Source organism: Methylocystis sp. IM3 (assembly GCF_038070105.1).
Lineage (GTDB): Bacteria > Pseudomonadota > Alphaproteobacteria > Rhizobiales > Beijerinckiaceae > Methylocystis.
The window spans coordinates 2,282,936-2,306,094 of record NZ_JBBPBZ010000002.1; the positions used below are offsets into that span (position 1 = coordinate 2,282,936).

Consider the following 23,159-nt stretch of genomic DNA (forward strand, 5'->3'; position numbering starts at 1 on the left):
TGCAAACGCGATCCGGGTGTTTCGCCGCCGCGCGGCAATGCCTATCTTAGAGGGCGTTCCATATCGTCCAGACCGAAACCGTGCTAAGCACGCGCCAATTCCCCGGCCTTGAACCGGGCGCAGGAGGCCCATCCATGTTCATTCAGACCGAAGCCACCCCCAATCCGTCCACGCTGAAGTTTCTCCCCGGCCAGGCCGTTCTCGGCCAGGGCGCCATGGAGTTCCGCTCGTCCGAAGCCGCGGCCAATGCGCCGCTCGCGCAGGCCCTGCTCGCCATCGACGGCGTCGAGGCGGTGATGTATGGCGGCGACTTCGTGTCCGTGACCAAGAACGGCGCCGACTGGGCGCATCTCAAGCCCGCGATTCTCGGCACGATCATGGAGCATTTCGCCTCCGGCGCGCCGCTCCTCACCGAGGGCGGCGCGGCCGTGGAGGATCACGACGGCGAATTCTACGATCCCGCCGACGCCGAAACGGTCGCGACCATCAAGGAGCTGATCGAGACCCGCGTGCGTCCGGCGGTGGCCGGGGACGGCGGCGACATCGTATTCCGCGGCTTCCGCGACGGCGTGGTCTATCTCGCCATGAAAGGCGCCTGCTCGGGCTGCCCCTCCTCCACCGCGACGCTGCGCAACGGCATCGAAAACCTTCTGCGCCACTTTCTGCCGCAGGTGAAGGCCGTCGAGCCGGCCTGAGCCTGGGGCCTCCGAGCGCCGCCCTTTGTTGCTCGGGCTCTCAAAAGGGTCATATTCTCCGATCATGCGAATCCTTGCGATTGACACCGCCCTCCCCGCCGTCTCGGCCTGCGTGCTCGACAGCGACACGGAGGAGCCCATCTCCGCCGAGACCATCGCCATGGAGCGCGGCCACGCGGAGGAGATCATGCCGCTCATCGAGCGGGTCATGCGCAAGGTCGAGGGCGGTTTCTCCACCATCGACCGGGTCGCGGTCACGGTCGGTCCCGGCTCCTTCACCGGCATCCGCATCGGCCTCGCCGCCGGACAGGCGATCGGGCTCGCCTGCAAGGCGGATGTGGTGGGGGTTTCGACGCTCGCGGCGCTCGCCGCGCCCCTTATTCTCGAAGACTTCGACGGCGTCGCCGCCGCCGCCATCGACGCGCGCCACGGCAAGGTCTATGTCGCGGCCTTCGGCCCCGATGGCCGCGCCCTGCTGACCCCGCGCCGCGCCGGCGCGCACGAGGCGCTGCGGGCCCTTGGCGACGGGCCGTTTTTGCTCATCGGATCGGGCGCCGAGCTTCTGGCCAGCGAGGCGCGAGCGAACGGCCTTGCCCACAAGATCGTCAGCGAGCGCGCCTCGCCCGACATCGCCTATGTGGCCCGCCTCGGTCTCGCCGCCCGGCCCGACACCGCGCCGGCGCGGCCGCTCTATCTCAAGGAGCCGGACGTGACGGTTGCGGGCAAGCCGCAGGAGGCCGCGCCCGCGCGCTCGGCGGAGGCCGGGGGCGACGCTGCGCCGGAAAGCCCGGCGTCAGAGGCCCTCGCCTCCGAGCCCGCGCAGGCGTAGTCTTTCGTCATGAGCCTCCTGACGAGCTTCTTCGCCAAGCCGCACTTCATCATTCAGCCCATCGGCGCCGAGCGCGCCGAAGACTGCGAGACGCTGCACGGCGCCTCCTTCGCCTTCGGCTGGTCCAAGATCGATTTCGAGAGCTATCTCACCGACCCGCATGTCATCGCCGACGGCGCCGTGACGGAAGGCGCCAAGGGCAGGCTCGGGGGCTTCATCCTCTCCCGGCTGCTGCCGCCCGATTCCGAAATCTTGACCTTCGCGGTCGATCCGGCCCGGCGCGGCGCGGGCCTCGGCTGGATGATCCTCGACCGACACATCGAAAATCTGGAGCGCGGCGGAGCCCGGCTCGTGTTTCTGGAGGTCGCAGACGACAACGAGGCGGCGCTGAAGCTCTATGGCCGCGCCGGCTTCAAGGAGATCGGCCGGCGGGAAAATTACTACCAGCGCGCCGACGGGACCCGGCGCGCGGCGGTCAATTTGCGGCTGGAGATGTGACAACCTGCTTTGAAGCATGATGATCACGGGCCGCGAAGGACCCATTCTCCACGCACGCAAATTATGGATTCGGCGCGGCCGGCAAACGCGCTTATAATGCCCGCCAGTCGGCAAGCGCCGCCCGAGTCGGGGCGGCCCCAGGGAGCGAGTAAGATTTCCACACCGGTTTCGACTGCGGCTGAGACGCTCGACGCGGCGCCCGAGGCGTCCTCGCCGGGAGGCAAGGTTCTGGTCAAGTCCTACGGCTGCCAGATGAATGTCTATGACGCGACCCGCATGGCGGATTTGCTCGGCCGTGAAGGCTATGCGGAGACCGCCGAGGAAACCGACGCCGATCTCGTCATCCTGAACACCTGCCACATTCGCGAGAAGGCCGCCGAGAAGATTTATTCCGAACTCGGCAAGCTCGCGCTCGAGAAGCGCGCGCGCGAGGCCGAGGGCCGCGAGATGAAGATCGTCGTCGCCGGCTGCGTGGCGCAGGCCGAGGGCGAGGAAGTCTTGAAGCGGCAGCGCGCCGTCGATCTCGTCGTCGGCCCGCAGAGCTATCACCGCCTGCCCGACCTGTTGAAACAGGCGCGGCAAGGGCGCCGCCTCGCCGACACCGACTTCGCGGTCGAAGACAAGTTCGACGCCCTGCCCAAGCCGAGCCGGGCGCAAATCCGCGCCCGCGGCGTCTCCGCCTTCGTCACCGTGCAGGAAGGCTGCGACAAATTCTGCTCCTTCTGCGTCGTGCCCTATACGCGCGGCGCAGAAGTCTCCCGGCCCGTCGCCGATGTTCTCGCCGAGACGCAGCGCCTCGTCGACGCCGGGGTGCGCGAGATCACGCTCATCGGGCAGAACGTCAACGCCTATCGCGGCGCGGACGAGACGGGCCGCGAATGGAGCCTCGCCCGCCTGCTCGAACATCTCGCTGGAATCGACGGGATCGACCGGCTTCGCTACACGACCAGTCATCCTGTCGACATGGCCCAGGATTTGATTGATGCGCATGAGTCGATCGAAAAGCTCATGCCCTATGTCCATCTGCCCGTGCAGTCGGGCTCCGACCGCGTGCTCAAGGCGATGAACCGCAGGCACACTGCCGCCGACTATCTCGACATCATCGCCCGCCTGCGCAAGGCGCGCGCCGATGTCGCCATGTCCTCCGATTTCATCGTCGGCTTTCCCGGCGAGACCGACGCCGATTTCGAGGACACCATGGCCCTGATACGCGCCGTGGGCTTCGCCTCCAGCTTCTCCTTCAAATATTCGCCGCGTCCCGGAACGCCCGGCGCCGAACGGGACGACCAGATCGACGAGGAGCTCAAGCGCGCCCGCCTCGCCGCCCTGCAAACGCTGCTCGAGGAGCAGCGGCAGGCATTCAACGCCGCGACCGTCGGCAAGACCCTCGACGTGCTGTTTGAAAAACCCGGCCGCCACGAGGGTCAAATCGGTGGCAAGACTCCCTATATGCAGGCTGTGCATGTCAGCGGTCCCGCCGGCATGATCGGCGGCGTGGCGCGCGTCGCGATCGTCGCCGCGGGGTCGAACTCGCTGGCGGGTCGGCTTGTGGGCGAGGGCGAGGAGGCGAAGGCTTGACGACGATTGACGACCTGCGGCTCGGGCGCCGGGAGGAGGCGGCCGAACCCGATGCGGAAATCACCCTGGCCTTCGAAAACAACAAATATGCGTCTCTTGTCTTCGGCCATTACGACCAGAACCTCGCCAAGATCGAGCGCCGGCTGAAAATCGCGTCTTTCGCAAACGGCAATCACGTCACCCTGAAAGGCAAGGCCGAGGCCTGCGAACATGCGCGGCGCGTGCTGGAGGCGCTTTACGAGCGCATCTCCAAGGGCCAGACGGTGGCGATCGGCGATGTTGACGGCGCGATCGAAGAGACCGCGCGCCAGCGCAGCCTCTTTCCCGACGCCGAACCCGCGCGCGGCGCTTTCGAGCAACTCATCACCCGCAAGCGCGGACTCGTGCGCGCCCGCAACGCTGCGCAGGACCAGTATTTGCGCGCGTTGAAACGCTATGAGCTCGTCTTCGGCGAGGGGCCAGCCGGCACCGGCAAGACCTGGCTCGCCGTCGGCCACGCCGTGCAACTCATGGAACAGGGCGCGGTCGAGAGGCTGATCTTGTCTCGCCCTGCCGTCGAAGCGGGCGAGCGCCTGGGCTTCCTGCCCGGCGACATGCGCGAGAAGGTCGACCCTTACCTGCGGCCGATCTACGACGCGCTGCATGATTTCATGGATTCGCGTATGGTCGAGCGCGGCATGCAGACGGGCATCATCGAGGTGGCGCCGCTCGCCTTCATGCGCGGCCGCACGCTCACCCGCGCCTGCGTCCTGCTCGACGAGGCGCAGAACGCGACCTCGATGCAGATGAAGATGTTTCTCACCCGCCTCGGCGAAGGCTCGCGCATGATCGTCACGGGCGATCCGTCCCAGACCGACCTGCCCCCCGGCCAGACCTCGGGGCTCTCCGAGGCGATCGGCCTTCTGTCGGAAATCGACAGTGTCGGCCGCGTGCGCTTCTCGGAAGGCGACGTCGTGCGTCACGACCTCGTGCGCCAGATCGTGGGCGCCTATGAGCGCGCCGCCCGCGCGAAGAACAAGCCGCGCGGCGAAGCATGACCGTCGAGATCGACATCATCGTCGCCGCCGAGCCTTGGGAGGGCTTGGAAGGGCTCGACAGCCTCACCCGCGAAAGCGTCGATGCGAGCCTCGCCGAGAGCGGCGCCACGCTCATCGAAGGCTGCGAGATGAGCGTCACTTTTTGCGACGACGCCGAGATCCTGGAGCTTAACGCGCAATGGCGCGGCAAGGACAAGGCGACCAACGTCCTCTCCTTCCCCACGCCCGGAGTTCTCGCCGCCCGGCCGCTTCTGGGCGACATCGTCATTGCTTATGAAACGGTCGCGCGCGAGGCCGCCGAGCAGGAAAAGACCCTGCGCGAACATACTGTCCACATGGTCGTCCATGGATTTTTGCACCTGATCGGCTATGATCACGAGACTGCCGCCGAGGCCGAAGTGATGGAGGGCCTCGAAAGACGGATCGCGTCGCGGTTGGGCTTGCGCGACCCTTACGCCGGCGAGGCGGCCGACGAAGCGGGTGAGCGGGCGAACTGAACGAAGGTCATGTCGATACGATCTGAAAATGCAGAGGAGCCGTTAAGACGCAGCCAGGAGGCGCGCGGCAATCTGCTCGACCGCCTGCGCGGGCTTCTTGGTCTCGCGCCCGCGTCCGTGCGCGAGGACATCGAGGACGCGCTGGAGGAAGCCGCCGGCGACGTGACGCCGCATGAGCGCGCGCTGCTCAAGAATGTGCTCGGGCTGCACGATCTCAGGGTGGAGGACGCGATGATCCCGCGCGCCGACATCGTCGCGATTTCTCAGGACGCGACGCTGCGCGAGGCGCTCGCCTTGTTCCGGGACGCGGGCCATTCCCGCCTGCCGGTCTATGTCGAGACGCTCGACGATCCGCGCGGCATGGTTCACATCCGCGATTTCGTGAACCACATCGCGCTCTGCGAGGAAAAGCGCGAGGCCGCCGACAGGGCAGCCACGCACAGGATCATCGACTTCGACGCGCCGCTGCTTCAGGCCGAGCTTTTGAAGCCCGTGCTGTTCGTGCCGCGCTCCATGCCCGCGCTCGACCTGCTGATTCGCATGCAGACCACGCGCACGCATCTCGCGCTGGTGATCGACGAATATGGCGGCACAGACGGCCTGGTGACGATCGAAGACATCATGGAGATGATCGTCGGAGACATCGAGGACGAGCACGACGTGGCCGAGCCGCCCGAAATCGTCGAGCTCGACAATGGCGATTTCCTCGTGGATGCCCGAGCCGATCTCGACGAGGTGACGGCGCGCCTCGGCGTCGACTTCCGCCTGGAGGATACTCCCGCCGAGGTCACGACCATCGGCGGCCTCGTCGCCTGGCTCGCGGGCCGCGTGCCGATGCGCGGAGAGATCATCGCGACGCCGGTCGAGGCCTATGAGTTCGAAATCGTCGACGCCGATCCGCGCCGGGTCCGCAAGCTGCGCGTGCGTGCGCGCCTGCGGCCGTAGGGTCATCACGGTCAAGCTATCGCCTCATTATAACAAGCGGAAGCCGTTACAGTTGGCCGGCTGATTCGCAGGGGCGTTCATGGCTCAGATTTCCCAATCGACTGGCGCGCGGGCGGGGCTGATCCCGCTCCCCCAGCGCATCATTCTCGCTGACGGCTGGACGCGCCGCCTCATCGCCTTCGCCGCCGGCGCGCTCGGGGCGCTGGCGCTGCCGCCCTTCGACTTCGCGCCGGCCATGATCGCGCCCCTCACGACGGCGGTCTGGCTCATCGACGGCGCCGCCGGACGCGGCGGGGGCTGGCGCAACGGGGCGCTCTTTGCGGCCGCCGGCGCGGGCTGGTGGCTCGGTTTCGGCTATTTTCTCGCTGGCCTCTGGTGGCTCGGAGCCGCCATGCTCGTGGAGGCCGACGAATTCGCCTGGGCCTTGCCGCTCGCCGTCCTCGGTCTGCCCGCTGTCCTGGCGCTCTTTCCCGCGCTTGGTTTCGCCCTCGCCCGCGCGCTCTGGTTTTCGGGAAGCCTGCGCATCTTCGCGCTCGCCGCCGGCCTCGGCGCCGCCGAATGGCTGCGCGGGCACATCCTCACGGGCTTCCCCTGGAATGATTTCGGGATGGCGCTCGCGCAAGCCGGGCCGCTCGGACAGGGGGCGGCCCTTCTCGGGCTCAACGGGCTCGACCTCGTGGCCATCCTGATCTTCGCCGCGCCGGCGACATTGATCGACCGCGCGCCGGGCCGCCGCTTCCACGCCAACGCCGGGGCCGCGACGGCGGCGATCCTGCTCGGCGCCCTCGCCCTTTATGGCGCCTTGCGGCTCGCGGGGAGCCCCACCGAATATGTCGACGGCGTGAAGCTGAGGCTGATGCAGCCGAACCTCCCGCAGGACGCGAAATTCCGTCCGGAGAACGGCCCGCGCATTCTGCGCGATTACCTCGAACTCTCGGACCGCGCCGCCGCGCCGGATCGCACGGGGATCGCCGACGCCACCCATCTCATCTGGCCGGAGTCGGCCTTTCCCTACATTCTCTCGCGCGAGCCGCGGGCGCTTTCGGCGATCGCGCGGGCGCTCCAGGGAAAAATTCTCATCACGGGCGCCGCGCGGATCGAAAACGACGACGGCGGCGGGCGGCGAGGCAAGATTTTCAATTCGATCGAGGTTTTGCACGGCGACCGCATTCTTGCGTTCTACGACAAGACCCACCTCGTCCCTTTCGGGGAATATCTTCCCCTCGAAAACCTGCTGCGGCCATTCGGCGTCTCCCAGCTCGTGCCGGGAATCTGGGATCGGGGAGAAGGGCCGCGCACGCTCATGGCCCCCGGCCTCCCGCCAATCGCGCCGCTCATCTGTTATGAAGCGGTCTTCTCCGGCGAGGCCGCGCCGAAAGGCCCTGACGGGCTGCGCCCCGGGCTCCTGCTCAATCTCACCAATGACGGCTGGTTCGGGAAAACGACCGGCCCCTATCAGCATTTCGCACAGTCGCGACTGCGCGCCATCGAGGAGGGGCTGCCCCTCGTTCGCGTCGCAAATACTGGGATTTCGGCCATAATTGACCCCTACGGACGCATCCTCGAGGCCTTGCCGCTCGGCGAGAACGGGATCATCGACGGGCGTCTGCCCCGCCCCGCCCCGGAAACGTTTTTTGCCCGGCGTGGCGCATATGTTTTTCCTGTCCTGCTGGCGCTGGTCCTGGCGGTCGCCGCCGCCAGGCGATGGCGGGGGTAAAATGTATCCATCTACCTTGAGTTTAAGGGAACAAGCTCTTCGGGCTTCCGCAAATGATTAGCCGGGCGCGACTTCAGGCGAATGCCTGAAAGCGATGCGGCGGAGCCGCCCCTATGTTTCATTTCTACTGGAGAGATATGAGTTTTTTGCGGTTTTTGCCCGCTAAATCATTAATCCTGTTTGCATTTGGACGGTCTTAGGCTAAAACGTGGCAGGAGGGTGGTTGAACGTGAAGAAGACGCCAGATCCGATCGACCGTCACGTGGGCAGCCGTGTACGTATGCAACGCATCCTGATGAAGATGAGTCAGGAGAAGCTCGGTGAGGCCCTCGGCCTCACCTTCCAGCAGGTCCAGAAATACGAGAAGGGACTGAACCGCATCGGCGCGAGCCGGCTCCAGCAGATCTCCAAGACCCTCAATGTCCCCCCCTCATTTTTCTTCGAGGGGGCGCCTAACCTGAGCCCGGCGGACGGGTTCGCCGAGGACAGTTCCTCGCAATATGTGGTTGATTTCCTGTCGACCGCCGAGGGACTGCACCTGAACCGCGCCTTCGCGCGGATCAGGGACCCGAAAGTCCGCAAGAGGGTTCTCGATCTTGTCGCGACGCTTGCCGAGCAGGAGGAGGCGGGAAACTGACGGGCTGGACGCTCGGCCGGTCCTCAAGGGCCGCAGTTCTCTAAAACGAACGATTTGCGCCGTTCTGGCTTGACGTAACGAACAGCGGCTGGCACACAACCAGCCGCAATCGTCGCGTAAAGCGCGCGAATATTTCGTCGGGGGCCATCGGGAGATTCGAAGTGACCCGTAAGAATTATCTGTTCACCAGCGAGTCCGTTTCAGAAGGCCATCCGGACAAAGTCTGCGACCGCATTTCGGACGAGATCGTCGACGAGTTCTTCCGTGAAGGCCCCAAGGCCGGGATCGACCCGTACGCCATTCGCGTCGCCGCAGAGACCCTCGCGACCACGAACCGCGTGGTGATCGCGGGCGAAGTCCGCGGCCCGCACATCTCCTTCGATCGCATCATCGAGATCGCCCGCAACGCCATCCGCGCCATCGGCTACGAGCAGCGCGGCTTCCACTGGAACACGGCCAATGTCGAGGTGCTGCTGCACGAGCAGTCGGTCGACATCGCGCAGGGCGTCGACGCCTCGGGCAACAAGGACGAGGGCGCGGGCGACCAGGGCATCATGTTCGGCTACGCCGTGCGGGAAACCCCGGATCTGATGCCGGCGCCGCTTTACTATTCCCACAAGATTCTGGAGCTCCTCGCCGAGGCCCGCCACTCGGGCAAGGAGAAGGGGCTTGGGCCAGACGCGAAGAGCCAGGTCACCGTCCGCTATGTGGATGGCAAGCCGGTCGAGGCGACCCAGATCGTGCTGTCTCACCAGCACGTCGACGAGACCCTGGCGCCGGCTGACATCCGCCGCATCGCCGAGCCTTACATTCGCCAGGCGCTGCCCGAGGGATGGATCACCGACAAGACGGTCTGGCACGTCAATCCGACGGGCAAGTTCTTCATTGGCGGCCCCGATGGCGACGCCGGACTGACTGGCCGCAAGATCATCGTGGACACCTATGGCGGCGCGGCGCCGCACGGCGGCGGGGCCTTCTCGGGCAAGGACCCGACCAAGGTGGACCGTTCCGCCGCCTATGCGGCCCGCTATCTGGCCAAGAATGTCGTCGCCGCCGGCCTCGCCGATCGCTGCACGCTTCAGCTCTCCTACGCCATCGGCGTCGCCGAGCCGCTGTCGATCTACGTCGATCTGCACGGCACCGGCCAGGTGCCGGAGGACAAGCTCGAAGCCGTTCTCCCGCAGCTGGTGCGCCTGACGCCGCGCGGCATTCGTGAGCATCTCCAGCTCAATCGCCCGATCTATGCGCGCACCTCTTCCTATGGCCATTTCGGCCGTCAGCCCGACGCCGACGGGGGCTTTTCCTGGGAGAAGACGGACCTCGTCGATCAGTTGCGGTCGCATTTCCGCTGATCGCCAGTCGAAACGCGCGAAATATCGATGGCCGGGCGCGTCCCGGCCATTGGCTTTCATCAAACGGCAAGACATGACCGAAGAGGCTCATCCGGCCCGGCGACGGCTCTATGGCCGCTCCAAGGGCAAGGCGTTGCGCCAGCATCAGACCGAGCTGATGGCCACGCTGCTGCCGAAGCTCGCGCTCGATCTGTCCGGCCCCCTGCCCCTGCGCCCCGGCCGCGAAGCCAGACTCGAGATCGGCTTCGGCGGCGGCGAGCATCTCATCGAGGCGGCGGCGCGCGAGCCGGATGTCGATTTCTTCGGCTGCGAGCCTTTCGTCAACGGCATGGCGAAACTTCTGTCCCGCATCGAGGCGCGCGGGCTCGACAATGTCCGCCTCCATCAGGGCGACGCGGCCGAGGCGCTGGACCGGCTTCCGGACGCGAGCCTCTCCCGGATCTATCTCTTCTACCCCGACCCTTGGCCCAAGCGGCGCCATCGCAAGCGCAGATTCGTGTCGCCGGAGAATATCGACCGGCTTGCCCGCGTCCTGCGGCCGGGGGCGGAACTGCGCTTCGCCACGGACATCGACGATTACGCGGCCTGGACGCTGGCGCGGCTGCGCGCTTGCGACGCATTTCGCTGGCGGGCGCAGACGGCGCAAGATTGGCGACGCCCCTGGGAGGGCTGGACGCAGACCAAATATGAGGCCAAAGCGATGGCGGCGGGACGCCGCCCGGTCTATCTGACGTTCATCAGAGAGGCCGGCTGATACGGCAGAGGGAGCGCGGGATGGTCGATTTGGCGAATACGGCGGTCGGTTCGACGAAGACGGTCGAGACGACAGTGGAGCGTTTTCGCGCGGATGTGCTCGAACCCTCGATGCGCACGATCGTGCTGGTCGATTTCTGGGCGCCCTGGTGCGGCCCCTGCAAGCAGCTGGCCCCCGTGCTCGAGCGGGTCGTGGCGGCGACGGGCGGCAAGGTCCAGCTCGTCAAGATGAACATCGACGCCGAGCCGGAGGTCGCGGGGCAACTCGGGATCAAGTCGATCCCGGCCGTGGTCGCCTTCCAGCGCGGGCGGCCCGTCGACGGCTTCGTCGGCGCCCTGCCCGAGAGCCAGATCAAGGGCTTTCTGGAGCGCCTCGTCGGCCCGATCGAGGACGCCGGGGACGCGCTCGAGGCGGTGCAGGCGCTGATCGATTCTGGCGACGTCGCGGGCGCCCACGAGCTTCTGTCCGAACTCGCCAGCGAGGAGCCGGTCAACCCCAAGGCCGTGGCGATGCTCGCGCGGCTCTATGTCGCCGCGGGGCAGCTCGATTCTGCCCGCACCCTGCTCGATCGCCTGCCCGAATCGGCGCGCAAGGACCCGGATGTCGCGGCCGCCGTCGCAGCGGTCGAAAACGCCGCCGCCGCGCAGGATCTCGGAGGAATCGAGGACCTCAGAACGAGGATCAATTTCGACCCCAACGATTTTCAGGCCTACTTCGACCTGGCGCTCGCGCTCAACGCCAAGGACCGGCGCGAGGAAGCGGCCCATGCGCTTCTTGAAATCATCCGGCGCGACCGTAGTTGGAACGATGACGGAGCGAGAAAACAGCTCGTCCAGTTCTTCGAGGCGTGGGGACCGATGGACAAGGCGACCATCGCGGCGCGGCGCCGCCTCTCCACGATGCTCTTCTCGTAAAGGGAGAGGCGTCACGCCGACCCACATGAGCCTGAATTGCCCTTACACGGACATCAGGGAGTTACCGGAGATTATTCCGGTGTTTCCACTCGCCGGCGCAATGCTCCTGCCGCGCGGCGAGCTGCCGCTCAATGTTTTCGAGCCGCGCTATGTCGCCATGGTGGACGCAGCCATTTCGGGCGAGCGCCTCATTGGCATGATCCAGCCGCTACAGGGCGGCAATGGCGGAACGCCGCCGCCGCTCTTCCAGATCGGCTGCGCCGGGCGCATCACCCGCTTCGCGGAGACGGGCGATGGGCGCTATCTCATTACCCTCACGGGCGTGACGCGCTTCCGCATCGCCGCCGAAGTCACCGAACACTCGCCCTATCGGCTGTTTCGGGTGAATTACGAGGGGTTCCAGGCCGATTTGCTGCCGGGCGCCGGCGAGAACGCGGTGGATCGCGAAAGCATGGTCGCCATGTTGCGCAGCTTCGCCGAATCCTCGAAACTCGAGGTCGATTGGGCCAGCATCGACGCGGCCCCAACCGAAACGCTGGTCAATGCGCTGGCGATGATGTCCCCGTTCGGCGCCAATGAAAAGCAGGCGCTGATCGAGGCCATCGATCTCAAGACGCGAGCCGAAACGCTCGTCGCCCTTGCGAAGCTCGATCTTGCGCAGCGCGACGGCGAAGGTCAACAATGGCACTGATTGAAGCAGAGGAAGAATATATGAGCGAGAACGTCGCGGCCGGCGCGGAAAATACTGAGAGCGCCGCCCCAGAGGGCACGAAAGTCGATCCGCGCCTGCTCGAGATCCTCGTCTGCCCGCTGACGAAATCGTCGCTGGACTATGATCGTAACCGGCAGGAGCTCATTTCCCGCTCGGCCCGCCTCGCCTATCCGATCCGCGACGGCATTCCGATCATGCTGCCGGAGGAAGCGCGGCAGATTGACTAGAGCTTTGCAACGTCGCAGAATCGCTCCTTCTCTGGGAGCGGTTCTGCGCTTCCGGCTCCCACAAAGGGCGGTTTCGGCATGGGCGACGGACCCGCTCGCGAGCTTCTCGCGCTGCTCGACATAGAAAACCTCGGAGACGACCGCTTTCGTGGCTATAGCCCCGCTTCGGCGGGAAACCACCTCTATGGCGGACAGGTCGTCGCTCAGGCTCTGGTGGCCGCGACCCGCACCGTGTCGCCCGACCGGCCGGCGCATTCTCTGCACGCCTATTTCGTGCTCGCTGGCGATCCGCGGACGCCCATAGATTTCGAGGTCGAGCGCATTCGTGACGGCCGCAGCTTCACGACGCGGCGCTGCGTCGCGACCCAGCGCGGGCGCACCATCTTCTCGCTCGAAGCCTCCTTTCAGCTTCGCGAGCCCGGCCTCGCCCATGCGGCCGATATGCCGCAGACGCCGCCGCCGGAGGATCTCGCGCCGATCAACGAGCTGATCGAGCGTTTTCGCGCCTTTCTGCCGGCGCCCTCCGAGCCCTGGATGCAACGCGCCTGCGCGCTCGACATGCGCGTCGTGGCCCCGGAGACGCTCATTTCGCCCAATAAAATGGGGCAATTGATCTGGTTTCGCGTGCAGGGTCCCCTGCCCGAGGCGGAGGCCGTCCACGCGGCGCTGCTCGCCTTTCTTTCCGACATGACGCTGCTCAATACGGCGCTCGTGGTCCACGGCCGCAACATTTTCGACCCGGCCATCCAGGTGGCGAGTCTCGACCATTCGCTCTGGATACACGAAGCGCCGCGCGTCGATGGCTGGCTGCTCTACGCGCAGGAGAGCCCCGCCGCCGCCCACGCGCGCGGGCTGACCTTCGGACGGATTTACGCCCGCGACGGGCGCCTGCTCGCCTCGGTAGCGCAGGAAGGGCTGATCCGTCTCCGTACCAAAGTTTAGGCGCCCGCCTAAAGAGCAGGCGCCTGCTGGGCTCGGCCGAGCGCCGCCTATTTCCCAAGCAATTGCCGGGCTCCGGCTACGACCGGGGGATTTGCGCCGCGCCGGCCAGACCTCCCGCGCATCGGCCTCTCGCCGGTAATCCGCTTGTTTTTCAGAGACGAGGCCGACTGGCACGGCATTTGAAAGCAAGAGGCGCGGGCACGTGACGTGCCCTCTTCCAGCGACCGCGCCGCTGCGGCGTCCCGCTTTGCCAGAAGCGGCGCCCGTCCAAGGGGTCGATAACAAAACAGGGTTGGCAGATGAAAATCGTGACAGCGATCATCAAGCCGTTCAAGCTCGATGAGGTCCGCGACGCGCTGACGAATATCGGCGTGCACGGCCTCACCGTGACGGAAGTCAAGGGCTACGGACGGCAGAAGGGGCACACGGAAATCTATCGCGGGGCGGAATACGCCATCAGCTTCTTGCCGAAGCTCAAGATCGAGGTCGCTGTCGGATCGAGTGTCGTCGACCAGGTCGTCGAGACGATCACCGCCACGGCCCGGACGGGTCAAATCGGCGACGGCAAGATCTTCGTCGGCCCGCTCGAGCGGGCCATTCGCATCCGCACCGGCGAATCCGACGCTGACGCGCTCTGATCCTTTCCTCCCCGATCAATCTGGAGCTTCCACATGAAATTTCCTTCGCCTCGAAGCGCGTTCGCGGCTTCGACCCTCGCGGGAGCGGCGCTGATCGCCTTGGCCGGGCCGGCCTTCGCCGGCAATGACCCGACGCCGCATCCGGGCGACGTCGCCTGGATGCTGACCTCGACGCTGCTCGTGCTGATGATGTCCGTCCCCGGCCTGGCGCTTTTCTACGGCGGCCTCGTGCGCACGAAGAACATGCTGTCCATCCTCACGCAAACCTTTGCGATCGTCTGTCTCGTCGGCGTGATCTGGTCGATCTACGGCTATTCGCTGGCCTTCGGCGACGGCGGCGCGCTGAATCATTACATCGGCGGCTTCAACAAGCTGTTCCTCAAGGGCGTCACCGCCGCGAGCAACGCGCCGACCTTCACGCCCGGCAAGGTCATTCCGGAATATGTCTATCTGACCTTCCAGATGACCTTCGCCATGATCACGCCTGCGTTGATCGTGGGCGCCTTCGCCGAGCGCATGAAATTCTCGGCGGTGCTGCTCTTCGTGGCGCTCTGGGTCACCTTCATCTACTTCCCCGTCGCCCATTGGGTCTGGGGCGTGGCCGATCCCAACGCGCTCGTCGACGCCGCGACCCAGCTTGCCGCGGCGAACGATGAGGCGGCGAAGGCGGCGGCGCAGGCGAAGATCGACGAAATCGCAGGCAATGTCGGCTGGCTCGCTGGCAAGGGCGCGCTCGACTTCGCCGGCGGCACGGTCGTGCATATCAATGCGGGCATCGCGGGTCTGGTCGGCGCCATCATGGTCGGCAAGCGCATCGGCTACGGCAGGGAAATCCTGGCGCCGCACTCGCTCACCCTGTCGATGGTCGGCGCCTCGCTTCTCTGGGTCGGCTGGTTCGGCTTCAACGCCGGCTCCAACCTCGAAGCCAATGGCGCGACCGCCCTCGCCTTCGTGAACACGATGGTCGCGACCGCCATGGCGGGCCTCTCCTGGATGTTCACCGAGTGGCTGGTGAAGGGCAAACCCTCGCTGCTCGGCCTGATCACCGGCGCGGTGGCGGGTCTCGTCGCCGTGACTCCGGCTTCGGGCTACGCGGGCCCGATGGGCTCCATCGTTCTCGGCCTCGCCGTCTCGCCGATCTGCCTGTTCTTCGTTGAATTTGTGAAGCACCGGGTCGGCTACGACGACGCGCTGGACGTCTTCGGCGTGCACTGCATCGGCGGCATCACCGGCGCACTGGCGACCGGCCTGTTGGTCAATCCGGCCTTCGGCGGCGTCGGCATCACCGACTACACCAACCTCGAAAACTACGCCGGGACCTATGAAATGGCCACGCAGATGAAGGCGCAGGCCATCGCCGTCGTCGCGACCCTGCTCTTCTCCGGAATCGGGTCGGCGATCCTCTACAAAATCGTCGACATCATCGTCGGCCTGCGTCCAGCGCCCGAGCAGGAGCGCGAGGGCCTCGACATCGCGGATCACGGCGAACGCGCCTACAATTACTAAAAGAGCTTGGTCCACGAGACAAAGCAGGAGCGGCGCCCACGGGCGTCGTTTCCGTTTGTGGACGCCGTTCCGAGCGGCCCTGGGGAGGCTCGTGGCTCTGGCGGTGTTTGGATCAAGAGGAAGCTTGCGCGGCAAGTGGCTCGAAGCCTCGTCGGCTCGCCTGCTTGTCAGCGATTGAAGCGGCTCGCAGAGGGAGCCGCCTCTTCATGCAATGCGATTCACGTCGAAACCGGTCGGGTTTCCAGCAACAGGTCGAAGCAATCCAGAGCCAGCTCCGGATTGCTTCATTCGGCTCCTTGCCGGAGTCTCTCCCCTCGCCTCAGGCGCCATTTCCGGTGAAATTGCGCGGCGCCGGCGAGATGATCTTGGCGGAACCGCCGCCGATCTCCAGAATCGAGAGCCCACGCTCATTGGTCCCGTCGGGCTTGAAGCGGAAGACGCCGTCGGCGCCGTTGAAGCCCGAGGGGTTGGTGAGCACGTTTTCGGAATAACGCTGGGAGCCCTGCGAGCGCGACAGCGCGATTGCGAGCGACACGGCGTCATAGGCGAGCGTGGCGATGCGGGCAGGATCAGACCCGAACTTCGCCTTGTAGCGTTGCGCGAAGGCGTTGAAGCCGGCGTTCTCCGGCGCCGTGAACCAGGCGCCCTGCAAGGCCGGCAGGCTCAGGGTGCGCGAGTCGTTCCACAGGCCCGTGCCGATGATCTGCACCTTCTTGGAGTCGAGACCGTTCGCCGACAGATCTTTCGACAGGGCGGACATGGCGTCGGCCTGCTCGGGAATGAAGAGCGCGTCGAACTGGTCGCGGGCGGCGGCGAGCCGCTGAACCGACTCTGCCGAGGCGCCCGGCTTGTATCGCTCGATCAGCGGCACGCGCAGGCCGGCGGTAGCCGCGCTCTGCTGGAACTGGGCCATGGCCAGCGTGCCGTAATCATTCTCCGGCACGAGCGCCGCGACGGATTTCTTACCCTTCTGGGCGGCGTAGGACAGGCCCCGGTCGACATGGCCCTCGACGAGGAAGGACAGCAGGTAATTCCCGTGCCCCGCCGCGGAGGAATCGGTCGAAAAGGCGATGACGGGCTTGCCCGCCGAACGCGCAACCCGGCTGACCTCCCGCACGTCCGGCGCGAAGACCGGGCCGAGAATGATCTCGGCGCCTTCATTGAGCGCCGATTGCGCGGCCGCGGCGGCGCCGGCTGGCGTAGATTTGTCATCCTTGACGAGAATCGTGACGTCGCTCGTGCCGCTATCGGCATAAGCGAGCTTCGCCGCATTGCGCAGCGACGCGCCGACCGCGGAAGGGCCGTTCGGGCCGGTCAGCGGGACAATGAGGGCGACCTTGACCGCGCCGGTGCCGATCGTCTCGCTGGCGTCGGCCACAGCGACCTGACCGGCCGGACCAGGCGCGCCGACATTGATATTCTTGGCTCCCCGCATTCCGGCGGGATTGCAGGCGGCGAGCGCGAGCGCCGCGACGCCCGTCAAGAGGCCCCATGCGCGGGCGCGTTTGAAGACGCCGGAACGGCCTGCCGGGTAATGACTCATTCAGATTAACCCCCTGCGGCGGGCCAGACGGCCTCGCGCGCGCGTTAAGCTATGCATAGGGTCCGTTTTCAGGCCCGAAAGTCAATAGACCCCCAAACGGGCGTGAATTGAGGCCTTGCCGGAGCGGCCGCGGCCGTTCCATATTCCGAACAAATGGACGTCATAACGAACGAAATGCGAAAGGCGCAGCCCATGGCCATCGACGAGCTTCCTCTTCCGGCGGCAGGCTATACGGCCTTCGGCCTGCGCGCCGAGGCCGAGAAAATCGAGCCCGGTCTGCATGTGGTGGCGACGCCCATCGGCAATCTCAAGGATATTTCCTTCCGCGCCCTCGCGACTCTCGCCGCCGCCGACGCCGTGATCGCCGAGGATACGCGCGTCACAAAGACGCTCCTTGCGCATTACGGGATCGCGACGCCCCTCATCGCCTATCACGAACACAACGCCCGGCAGATTCGCCCCCATCTCCTCGCGCGGCTCGAATCGGGCGCGGCGTTGGCGCTGGTTTCCGACGCAGGCACGCCGCTCGTCTCCGACCCTGGCTTCAAGCTGGTTCAGGAGGCGCTGGAAAAGGGCTTCCATGTCACCTCGGTGCCCGGCCCCTCGGCCGTGTTGGCGGCGCTCGTCGTCGCCGGCCTGCCGACCGACCGCTTCTTTTTCGAGGGCTTCCTGCCCCACAAGAGCGGACCCCGCCGCGCCCGGCTGGCCGAACTCTCGCAAGTTCCCGGCACGCTGGTCTTCTTCGAAAGTCCCCGTCGCCTCGCCGAGACGCTCGCCGATTGCGCGGCCGTGCTCGGCTCCCGCAACGCCGCCATCGCCCGCGAACTCACCAAGATGTACGAGTCCGTCCGGCGCGGGCGGTTGGACGAACTCTCGCAGGCGCTCTCCGGCGAGGAGCCGCCGAGAGGCGAAATCGTTTTGCTCGTGGCGCCGCCCGAAGAAGGCGCGGCGGCGGTCGCAGAGGCCGATCTCGACGCGAGGATCGGGGAGGCGCTCGCGTCCTATTCCGTGAAGGACGCGGCCAGCGTCGTCTCCGCGGCCACGGGCCAGCCGCGCCGGCAGGTCTATGCGCGGGCGCTGCAACTGGCGGCCGAGCGCGAGAAAGGCTAAGCTGACGCCTTGAGGGCCAGGGAGGCGGTGTGGAGACGAGAGAAGAAAATCGCCGCGCCGCCTACGCCTATGGGATCCAGGCCGAGACAGTCGCGACCCTGTGGCTGCGCGCGCAGCTCTACGCGATCCTCGACCGCAACTATCGCGTTCAGGGCGGCGAAATCGACATCGTTGCCAGGCGCGGCCGCACGATCGCCTTCGTGGAGGTGAAAGCGCGCGGCGCGCTCGAAGACGCCGCCATCGCCATCACGCCGCAAAAACAGCGTCGATTCCGACTCGCCGCCAACCGCTGGCTCGCAACCCATCCCTGGGCGGCGGATTTCACGCTGCGCGCGGACGCGATCTTCATCGCCCGCGGCCGGCTGCCGCGCCATATCGAGAACGCCTTCACGCTGGAGGGCGGCATGGTCAACGCTTTCTAAACGAGCTAGAGCTAGGCTTTATAGATCGATTCGAAGACGCGCCCGGAGCCTCGCCCTTGCCCCTGCCCCGTAACTGCGACACGGCCGCGCTCGCCAAGCGCATCCGTCTCGATGTCGTCCGCATGACCAATCGCGGGAAAAGCTCGCATGTGGGCTCCGCGCTTTCCATCGCCGACATTGTCGCCACGCTCTACGGCGCGGCGCTCCATGTCGATCCGGCCCAGCCGCAAAAGCCCGACCGAGACCGCTTCATCCTGTCCAAGGGCCATGCCGGCGCGGCGGTCTATGCGGCGCTGGCGGAGACCGGCTTCTTCGATCCCGCGCTTCTTGCGCAGCACTATCAGAACGGCTCCATTTTCTCGGGCCATGTCTCGCATGGGGTGCCGGGAGTGGAGCTCTCGACCGGCGCGCTCGGGCATGGGCTGAATGTCGCGACAGGCATGGCGCTCGCCGCAAAACGCGCGCGCGAAAACTGGCGCGCCTTCGCCCTGCTCTCGGACGGCGAATGCGACGAAGGCTCGACCTGGGAGGCGGCCATGTTCGCCGCGCATCACAAGCTCGACAACCTCGTCGCCATCGTCGATTACAACAAGCTGCAAAGCCTCGCCTCCGTCGAGGAGACGCTGGCGCTCGAGCCTTTCGCGGATAAATGGCGCGCCTTCGGCTGGTCGATCGCCGAAGTCGACGGCCATGATCACGAAGAGCTTCTCGCCGCCTTCGAACGCCTGCCGTTTTCGCAAGAAAGGCCGAGCGTCGTCATCGCGCATACGACAAAGGGCAAGGGCGTTTCCTTCATGGAAAATCAGGTCGCCTGGCATTATCGCACGCCGCTCGGCGCGCAATTCGAGGCGGCGATCGCGGAGCTGGAGAGCGCCGATGCGTGACGCCTTTCTCGAAACCCTCATGGCGCTCGCAGAGAACGATCCACGCGTTGCGCTCATCACCGGAGATCTCGGTTTCAGCGTCGTCGAGAGATTCGCGGCGCGTTTTCCGGATCAGTTCATCAACGCCGGCGTCGCCGAGCAGAACATGACCTCGATCGCCTGCGGCATGGCGCTCTCGGGGTGGCGCGTCTACACCTATTCAATTGCGAATTTTCCCACGCTGCGCTGTCTCGAGCAGGTGCGCAACGATCTCTGCTATCACAATTGCGACGTGACCATCGTCGCCGTCGGGGGCGGCTTCTCCTATGGCGCGCTCGGCATGTCGCATTTCGCGACGGAAGACCTCGCCATCATGCGCGCGCTGCCGAACATGCGCGTCGTGGCGCCGACCGAGAAATGGGAGGCGCAGGATCTCGCGCGCGACCTCGCAAAGACGAAAGGCCCCGCTTATCTGCGTCTCGACAAGGATGCGGGCGGCGTCGCGCGCCGAGACGGCGAGCGCGCGCGTCTGGGGCAGGCCCGCCGGGTGCGCGAGGGCGCCGACGCCACGATCATCGCGACAGGCGCGATCCTGCGCGAGGCGCTGGCCGCCGCCGATAGTCTTGCGGCGCGCGGCGTCGAATGCCGCATCGAGGCCATGCACACGATCAAACCGCTGGACGAAGCGGCCATCCTCGCGGCGGCGCGCGAAACCGGCGGCGTCGTGACGCTCGAGGAACACAGCCGCATCGGCGGCCTCGCGAGCGCCGTCGCCGAGACGCTGCTGACGGCCGGCGCGCGGCCGGATTTCTTCAGAAGCATCGCGCTCGACGACGCGTATCCCTCCATTGTCGGGGATCAGGCCTATTTGCGCCGGCGCCATGGCATGGACGCGACGGCGGTGGAGGCGGCGGTCATATCGGCGTTGGGAGAAGGCGCGCCTCTGGCGGGTTTGGCGGCGCGGGCCTGAAAGCCCTCTCCCCGCTCCTTATCCGGAAGTCGCGACGGAAGGGGGTGGCGGTCAATGCGCGGTGTCGATGAACCGCCGCTCTTCCCCCTCGAGCGCCACGGCCGTCAGCACGCCGCTCCTGAAGGCATGCGTATCGACATTGATTCGGTTTGCCAGATTCTCCGCCTTCGTATGCGGCGTGTGGCCGTGCACGACCACCTTCCCGAAATCGCCCTTGTATTCGAGAAACTCGTAGCGAATCCACATCAGGTCGCCGGGGTCCTGCTGTTCGAGCGGCACATGCGGCCGCACGCCGGCGTGGCAGAAGAAGTAATCGCCATACTCGGCGCAATAAGCGGTCGCCTCCAGGAAGCGGCGGTGCGACTCTGGAAAATGCGCAAGAAACGCCGCCTGTACGGCCTGCGCCCCGCCACGCCGCATTTGCGCGCCGGGATCGACTCCATAGGAAACGAGCGTCATCAGGCCGCCGAACATCACCCATTGCGGCAAGGCGGTCGCATCGTCGAGAAAGCGCAGCATGGCTTCCTCGTGATTGCCGCGCAGCGCCACGATGCGCGTGGGAAACTCCGCCCGCGCCAGACGCTCCAGCACGCCGCGCGAGTCGACGCCGCGATCGACATAGTCGCCGACAAAGACCGTCATGGCCTCATTTACCGGACGCGCCGCGAGATCGGCGCCGATCCGCTGCGCCAGTCTGTCGAGGAGATCGGCGCGGCCATGGATGTCGCCGACGGCGTAGATTCGAATGCCCTCGGGCGCTTTTGCGTTCAACATGATCCTTCCCGGCTCGACCTTGCGCCTCACTATCATCTATTCTCTCGGAAGGCCGGCGGCGAGCGGCGCAGCGCGGGGAGACGAAAGCTCAGGTGGCGCCATTTGCGCCCCTGGCTGTGGTCCTTCCCTCTAGATGCTCCGCTATCGACAATGCGGCCACAGGGGGAATCTCGCGCGCCGAGGGGAAAATGTTGAAATTTGGAGCGGTTCTTCGCCGTCGCTTATGCGTCGGCTTACTTGCGCTTGTCGGCGCGGCAATGGCGGCGCTTGCGCCCGCTTCGGCGGAAACGCCTGATGAAACCTACAAGGCGCTCGGCCTCTCCAAAACAGCGACGCCCAAGGAGCTCTACGACGCGCTGGAGAAGCGCTATCACGACGAGGCCCAGGGGGCCGGCAAGGGATCGCTCTCGAAATTCTGGGAGCCGATCCCGATTTCCAAATATCTGAACCCTCACACATTCTATAAGCCGCCGCAGACCGTCGACGTCGACGCCACGCGCGCCCAATGCGTCGAGTGTCACCAGCAGACGACTCCCGGCTGGGCGCATAGCTGGCAGAAGAGCGTCCACGGCAATCTGGACGAGATCCGCAACCTGCCGGACAGCGACTCGCGCGCCTACAAGAAGGCGATGATCAAGGAGGTCGAGGCCAATCTTCAGTCGATGGGCGCGCTGAAAAGCGGAGAAAACCTGAAAGAGGTCGGCTGCATCGACTGCCATGTCGGCGTCGGCAAGGATCATGGCCAGCACAAGACCGAACTGAAGATGCCGGACGCCGCCGCCTGCGGCCAGTGCCATGTGCAGCAATTCGCCGAGCGCGAGTCCGAGCGCGACACCTTCACCTGGCCGCAGGATCAGTGGAAGCCCGGCCATCCGTCGCACGCGCTCTCCTACAAGGCCAATGTCGAGAACGCCATCTGGGCGGCGATGGAGCAGCGCGAGGTCGCGGAAGGCTGCACCTTCTGCCACACGCCGCAGACGACCTGTAACTCCTGCCATACGCGCCACGAATTCTCGGCGGTCGAAGCCCGCAAGCCGCAGGCCTGCGCGCAATGCCACAATGGCGTCGACCACAATGAATTCGAGGGCTACATGCTCTCGAAGCACGGCACGGTCTATCAGGCCCGCGGCGATCAGTGGGACTGGAACGCCCGCCTCGCCGACGCGCTGGACAAGGGCAATATGAACGCCCCGACCTGCCAGTTCTGCCACATGGAGTATCAGGGCAAGTTCACGCACAACATGGTGCGCAAGGCGCGCTGGGCCTTCATGCCGATGCCCAAGATCGCCGACAATCTGAACCACCCCTGGTTCACCCAGCGCAAGGAATCCTGGGTCTCGACCTGCTCCAACTGTCACTCCGACAGTTTCGCCCGCGCTTATCTCGACGGCATGGACAAGGGCGTGATTTCGGGTCTGGACATCACCGAGAAGTCGCGCAGCGTTCTCGTGAAGCTCTACAACGACAAGCTTCTGCCCGGCCAGACGACGAACCGCCCCGCCCCGCCCGCGCCCGAGAAGGACGAGCCCGGCGGATTCTTCCAGCTCTTCTGGCAGAAGGGCAACAACCCCTCGGCCGTGGAATATGAATTCGCCGAGATGTGGGAGCACCATCAGATCAAGCATTACAAGGCGCTCGCCCACATGAACCCCGGCGGATACACCTATTCCGAGGGCTGGTCGCAGCTCATCAAGAGCGCCGCGCGCATCAACGACGAGGACACGCGTCTGCGCGAGGCGGCGGCAATCCGCGCGGAGCTCAAGCGCATCTCCGGCGTCAAGCACGGCGGTCTCTACGATCTCGACTCGCCCGCGCGGCGCGCCTGGGCGGCGGGACTCGGCGCCCTCGCGGTGCTCGTCGGCGGCGGCCTCTTGTTCAAGAGGGATCGCAAGAAGGCGTGACGCACAGCCTCGCCTCATTGCGGGGAGCGTAAGCGACGAAGCAATCCAGCGCCGCCCCGGCAGCGTCTGGATTGCTTCTCTCCACGCGCAATGACAAT

Annotated in this window: 24 protein-coding genes; 22 read left to right on the forward strand and 2 right to left on the reverse strand. The window is 65.9% G+C overall.

Translation table 11 applies throughout. The annotated features are described in order from the left end of the window. Nucleotides 1–134 precede the first annotated feature (134 nt). From WOC76_RS13165 to WOC76_RS13245, 17 genes are all read left to right on the forward strand, one after another. A complete protein-coding gene (locus tag WOC76_RS13165; protein ID WP_341106283.1) occupies nucleotides 135–695 on the forward strand; it encodes a NifU family protein in 561 nt (186 codons plus the stop codon). Between the two features lie 64 nt (nucleotides 696–759). Continuing rightward, entirely contained in the window at nucleotides 760–1,524 is a 765-nt protein-coding gene (tsaB, locus tag WOC76_RS13170; RefSeq protein WP_341106281.1) for a tRNA (adenosine(37)-N6)-threonylcarbamoyltransferase complex dimerization subunit type 1 TsaB, read from the forward strand. Between the two features lie 9 nt (nucleotides 1,525–1,533). After that, nucleotides 1,534–2,022, forward strand: a complete 489-nt coding sequence (locus WOC76_RS13175; protein ID WP_341106280.1) for a GNAT family N-acetyltransferase — start codon at nucleotides 1,534–1,536, stop codon at nucleotides 2,020–2,022. Between the two features lie 96 nt (nucleotides 2,023–2,118). Next, nucleotides 2,119–3,600: a tRNA (N6-isopentenyl adenosine(37)-C2)-methylthiotransferase MiaB gene (miaB, locus tag WOC76_RS13180; RefSeq protein ID WP_341106279.1), complete on the forward strand. Its 1,482-nt coding sequence runs from the start codon at nucleotides 2,119–2,121 to the stop codon at nucleotides 3,598–3,600. Beyond that, nucleotides 3,597–4,637 (forward strand): PhoH family protein, encoded by a 1,041-nt coding sequence (locus WOC76_RS13185; protein ID WP_341388643.1) that lies wholly within the window; start codon nucleotides 3,597–3,599, stop codon nucleotides 4,635–4,637. Before miaB ends, WOC76_RS13185 begins: the two co-directional genes overlap by 4 nt. Continuing rightward, nucleotides 4,634–5,134 (forward strand): rRNA maturation RNase YbeY, encoded by a 501-nt coding sequence (gene ybeY / locus WOC76_RS13190; RefSeq protein ID WP_341106278.1) that lies wholly within the window; start codon nucleotides 4,634–4,636, stop codon nucleotides 5,132–5,134. The genes WOC76_RS13185 and ybeY overlap by 4 nt, the downstream gene beginning before the upstream one ends. A gap of 9 nt (nucleotides 5,135–5,143) precedes the next feature. Continuing rightward, on the forward strand, nucleotides 5,144–6,079 hold the full coding sequence (locus WOC76_RS13195; protein ID WP_341388646.1) for a hemolysin family protein: 936 nt from the start codon (nucleotides 5,144–5,146) through the stop codon (nucleotides 6,077–6,079). 79 nt (nucleotides 6,080–6,158) lie between these two features. Next, a complete protein-coding gene (lnt, locus tag WOC76_RS13200; RefSeq protein WP_341106277.1) occupies nucleotides 6,159–7,796 on the forward strand; it encodes an apolipoprotein N-acyltransferase in 1,638 nt (545 codons plus the stop codon). A gap of 229 nt (nucleotides 7,797–8,025) precedes the next feature. Further along, nucleotides 8,026–8,433 (forward strand): helix-turn-helix domain-containing protein, encoded by a 408-nt coding sequence (locus WOC76_RS13205; RefSeq protein WP_341108775.1) that lies wholly within the window; start codon nucleotides 8,026–8,028, stop codon nucleotides 8,431–8,433. A 161-nt stretch (nucleotides 8,434–8,594) separates the two neighbouring features. Next, on the forward strand, nucleotides 8,595–9,785 hold the full coding sequence (gene metK / locus WOC76_RS13210) for a methionine adenosyltransferase (protein ID WP_341106276.1): 1,191 nt from the start codon (nucleotides 8,595–8,597) through the stop codon (nucleotides 9,783–9,785). Nucleotides 9,786–9,858: 73 nt separating this feature from the next. Further along, nucleotides 9,859–10,539 carry a tRNA (guanosine(46)-N7)-methyltransferase TrmB gene (gene trmB / locus WOC76_RS13215; RefSeq protein ID WP_341106275.1) on the forward strand — a complete coding sequence of 227 codons (681 nt, stop codon included), beginning with the start codon at nucleotides 9,859–9,861 and terminating at the stop codon, nucleotides 10,537–10,539. A 20-nt stretch (nucleotides 10,540–10,559) separates the two neighbouring features. Then, nucleotides 10,560–11,453, forward strand: a complete 894-nt coding sequence (trxA, locus tag WOC76_RS13220) for a thioredoxin (protein ID WP_341106274.1) — start codon at nucleotides 10,560–10,562, stop codon at nucleotides 11,451–11,453. A gap of 25 nt (nucleotides 11,454–11,478) precedes the next feature. Further along, nucleotides 11,479–12,144 (forward strand): LON peptidase substrate-binding domain-containing protein, encoded by a 666-nt coding sequence (locus WOC76_RS13225; RefSeq protein WP_341106272.1) that lies wholly within the window; start codon nucleotides 11,479–11,481, stop codon nucleotides 12,142–12,144. Between the two features lie 20 nt (nucleotides 12,145–12,164). Beyond that, nucleotides 12,165–12,392, forward strand: a complete 228-nt coding sequence (locus WOC76_RS13230) for a Trm112 family protein (RefSeq protein ID WP_341106270.1) — start codon at nucleotides 12,165–12,167, stop codon at nucleotides 12,390–12,392. A 78-nt stretch (nucleotides 12,393–12,470) separates the two neighbouring features. Then, complete coding sequence (locus tag WOC76_RS13235) at nucleotides 12,471–13,334, forward strand: acyl-CoA thioesterase (protein ID WP_341106269.1); 864 nt, start codon at nucleotides 12,471–12,473, stop codon at nucleotides 13,332–13,334. A 299-nt stretch (nucleotides 13,335–13,633) separates the two neighbouring features. Then, on the forward strand, nucleotides 13,634–13,972 hold the full coding sequence (locus tag WOC76_RS13240) for a P-II family nitrogen regulator (RefSeq protein WP_341106267.1): 339 nt from the start codon (nucleotides 13,634–13,636) through the stop codon (nucleotides 13,970–13,972). A gap of 33 nt (nucleotides 13,973–14,005) precedes the next feature. After that, complete coding sequence (locus tag WOC76_RS13245; protein WP_341106266.1) at nucleotides 14,006–15,478, forward strand: ammonium transporter; 1,473 nt, start codon at nucleotides 14,006–14,008, stop codon at nucleotides 15,476–15,478. 319 nt (nucleotides 15,479–15,797) lie between these two features. Here WOC76_RS13245 and WOC76_RS13250 read toward each other — a convergent pair whose 3' ends face one another. Continuing rightward, nucleotides 15,798–17,021 carry a penicillin-binding protein activator gene (locus tag WOC76_RS13250; RefSeq protein WP_341106264.1) on the reverse strand — a complete coding sequence of 408 codons (1,224 nt, stop codon included), beginning with the start codon at nucleotides 17,019–17,021 and terminating at the stop codon, nucleotides 15,798–15,800. A 192-nt stretch (nucleotides 17,022–17,213) separates the two neighbouring features. Between WOC76_RS13250 and rsmI the strand changes: the two genes are divergently transcribed. Genes rsmI through WOC76_RS13270 form a run of 4 tightly spaced genes read left to right on the forward strand, consistent with a single transcriptional unit; the run spans nucleotide 17,214 to nucleotide 20,386 of the window. After that, a complete protein-coding gene (gene rsmI, locus WOC76_RS13255; RefSeq protein WP_341106263.1) occupies nucleotides 17,214–18,131 on the forward strand; it encodes a 16S rRNA (cytidine(1402)-2'-O)-methyltransferase in 918 nt (305 codons plus the stop codon). Nucleotides 18,132–18,160: 29 nt separating this feature from the next. Then, entirely contained in the window at nucleotides 18,161–18,553 is a 393-nt protein-coding gene (locus WOC76_RS13260; protein ID WP_341106262.1) for a YraN family protein, read from the forward strand. Between the two features lie 56 nt (nucleotides 18,554–18,609). Next, a complete protein-coding gene (locus tag WOC76_RS13265) occupies nucleotides 18,610–19,437 on the forward strand; it encodes a transketolase (protein WP_341106260.1) in 828 nt (275 codons plus the stop codon). Next, complete coding sequence (locus WOC76_RS13270; protein ID WP_341106259.1) at nucleotides 19,430–20,386, forward strand: transketolase family protein; 957 nt, start codon at nucleotides 19,430–19,432, stop codon at nucleotides 20,384–20,386. The genes WOC76_RS13265 and WOC76_RS13270 overlap by 8 nt, the downstream gene beginning before the upstream one ends. Before the next feature lie 51 nt (nucleotides 20,387–20,437). Here WOC76_RS13270 and WOC76_RS13275 read toward each other — a convergent pair whose 3' ends face one another. Next, on the reverse strand, nucleotides 20,438–21,160 hold the full coding sequence (locus WOC76_RS13275) for a metallophosphoesterase family protein (RefSeq protein WP_341106258.1): 723 nt from the start codon (nucleotides 21,158–21,160) through the stop codon (nucleotides 20,438–20,440). Between the two features lie 188 nt (nucleotides 21,161–21,348). Here WOC76_RS13275 and WOC76_RS13280 point away from each other — a divergent pair, with 188 nt between their 5' ends. Then, nucleotides 21,349–23,061 (forward strand): multiheme c-type cytochrome, encoded by a 1,713-nt coding sequence (locus WOC76_RS13280; protein WP_341106257.1) that lies wholly within the window; start codon nucleotides 21,349–21,351, stop codon nucleotides 23,059–23,061. Nucleotides 23,062–23,159: the final 98 nt, after the last annotated feature.

What these genes read in the sequence shown, in the direction of transcription:
- WOC76_RS13165 (WP_341106283.1), top strand. Translation starts at nt 135, where the DNA reads ATGTTCATTCAGACCGAAGCCACCCCCAATCCGTCCACGCTGAAGTTT.
- tsaB (WP_341106281.1), top strand. Translation starts at nt 760, where the DNA reads ATGCGAATCCTTGCGATTGACACCGCCCTCCCCGCCGTCTCGGCCTGC.
- WOC76_RS13175 (WP_341106280.1), top strand. Translation starts at nt 1,534, where the DNA reads ATGAGCCTCCTGACGAGCTTCTTCGCCAAGCCGCACTTCATCATTCAG.
- miaB (WP_341106279.1), top strand. Translation starts at nt 2,119, where the DNA reads ATGCCCGCCAGTCGGCAAGCGCCGCCCGAGTCGGGGCGGCCCCAGGGA.
- ybeY (WP_341106278.1), top strand. Translation starts at nt 4,634, where the DNA reads ATGACCGTCGAGATCGACATCATCGTCGCCGCCGAGCCTTGGGAGGGC.
- WOC76_RS13195 (WP_341388646.1), top strand. Translation starts at nt 5,144, where the DNA reads ATGTCGATACGATCTGAAAATGCAGAGGAGCCGTTAAGACGCAGCCAG.
- lnt (WP_341106277.1), top strand. Translation starts at nt 6,159, where the DNA reads ATGGCTCAGATTTCCCAATCGACTGGCGCGCGGGCGGGGCTGATCCCG.
- trmB (WP_341106275.1), top strand. Translation starts at nt 9,859, where the DNA reads ATGACCGAAGAGGCTCATCCGGCCCGGCGACGGCTCTATGGCCGCTCC.
- trxA (WP_341106274.1), top strand. Translation starts at nt 10,560, where the DNA reads ATGGTCGATTTGGCGAATACGGCGGTCGGTTCGACGAAGACGGTCGAG.
- WOC76_RS13225 (WP_341106272.1), top strand. Translation starts at nt 11,479, where the DNA reads ATGAGCCTGAATTGCCCTTACACGGACATCAGGGAGTTACCGGAGATT.
- WOC76_RS13230 (WP_341106270.1), top strand. Translation starts at nt 12,165, where the DNA reads ATGAGCGAGAACGTCGCGGCCGGCGCGGAAAATACTGAGAGCGCCGCC.
- WOC76_RS13235 (WP_341106269.1), top strand. Translation starts at nt 12,471, where the DNA reads ATGGGCGACGGACCCGCTCGCGAGCTTCTCGCGCTGCTCGACATAGAA.
- WOC76_RS13240 (WP_341106267.1), top strand. Translation starts at nt 13,634, where the DNA reads ATGAAAATCGTGACAGCGATCATCAAGCCGTTCAAGCTCGATGAGGTC.
- WOC76_RS13245 (WP_341106266.1), top strand. Translation starts at nt 14,006, where the DNA reads ATGAAATTTCCTTCGCCTCGAAGCGCGTTCGCGGCTTCGACCCTCGCG.
- WOC76_RS13250 (WP_341106264.1), bottom strand. Translation starts at nt 17,021, where the DNA reads ATGAGTCATTACCCGGCAGGCCGTTCCGGCGTCTTCAAACGCGCCCGC.
- rsmI (WP_341106263.1), top strand. Translation starts at nt 17,214, where the DNA reads ATGGCCATCGACGAGCTTCCTCTTCCGGCGGCAGGCTATACGGCCTTC.
- WOC76_RS13270 (WP_341106259.1), top strand. Translation starts at nt 19,430, where the DNA reads ATGCGTGACGCCTTTCTCGAAACCCTCATGGCGCTCGCAGAGAACGAT.
- WOC76_RS13275 (WP_341106258.1), bottom strand. Translation starts at nt 21,160, where the DNA reads ATGTTGAACGCAAAAGCGCCCGAGGGCATTCGAATCTACGCCGTCGGC.
- WOC76_RS13280 (WP_341106257.1), top strand. Translation starts at nt 21,349, where the DNA reads ATGTTGAAATTTGGAGCGGTTCTTCGCCGTCGCTTATGCGTCGGCTTA.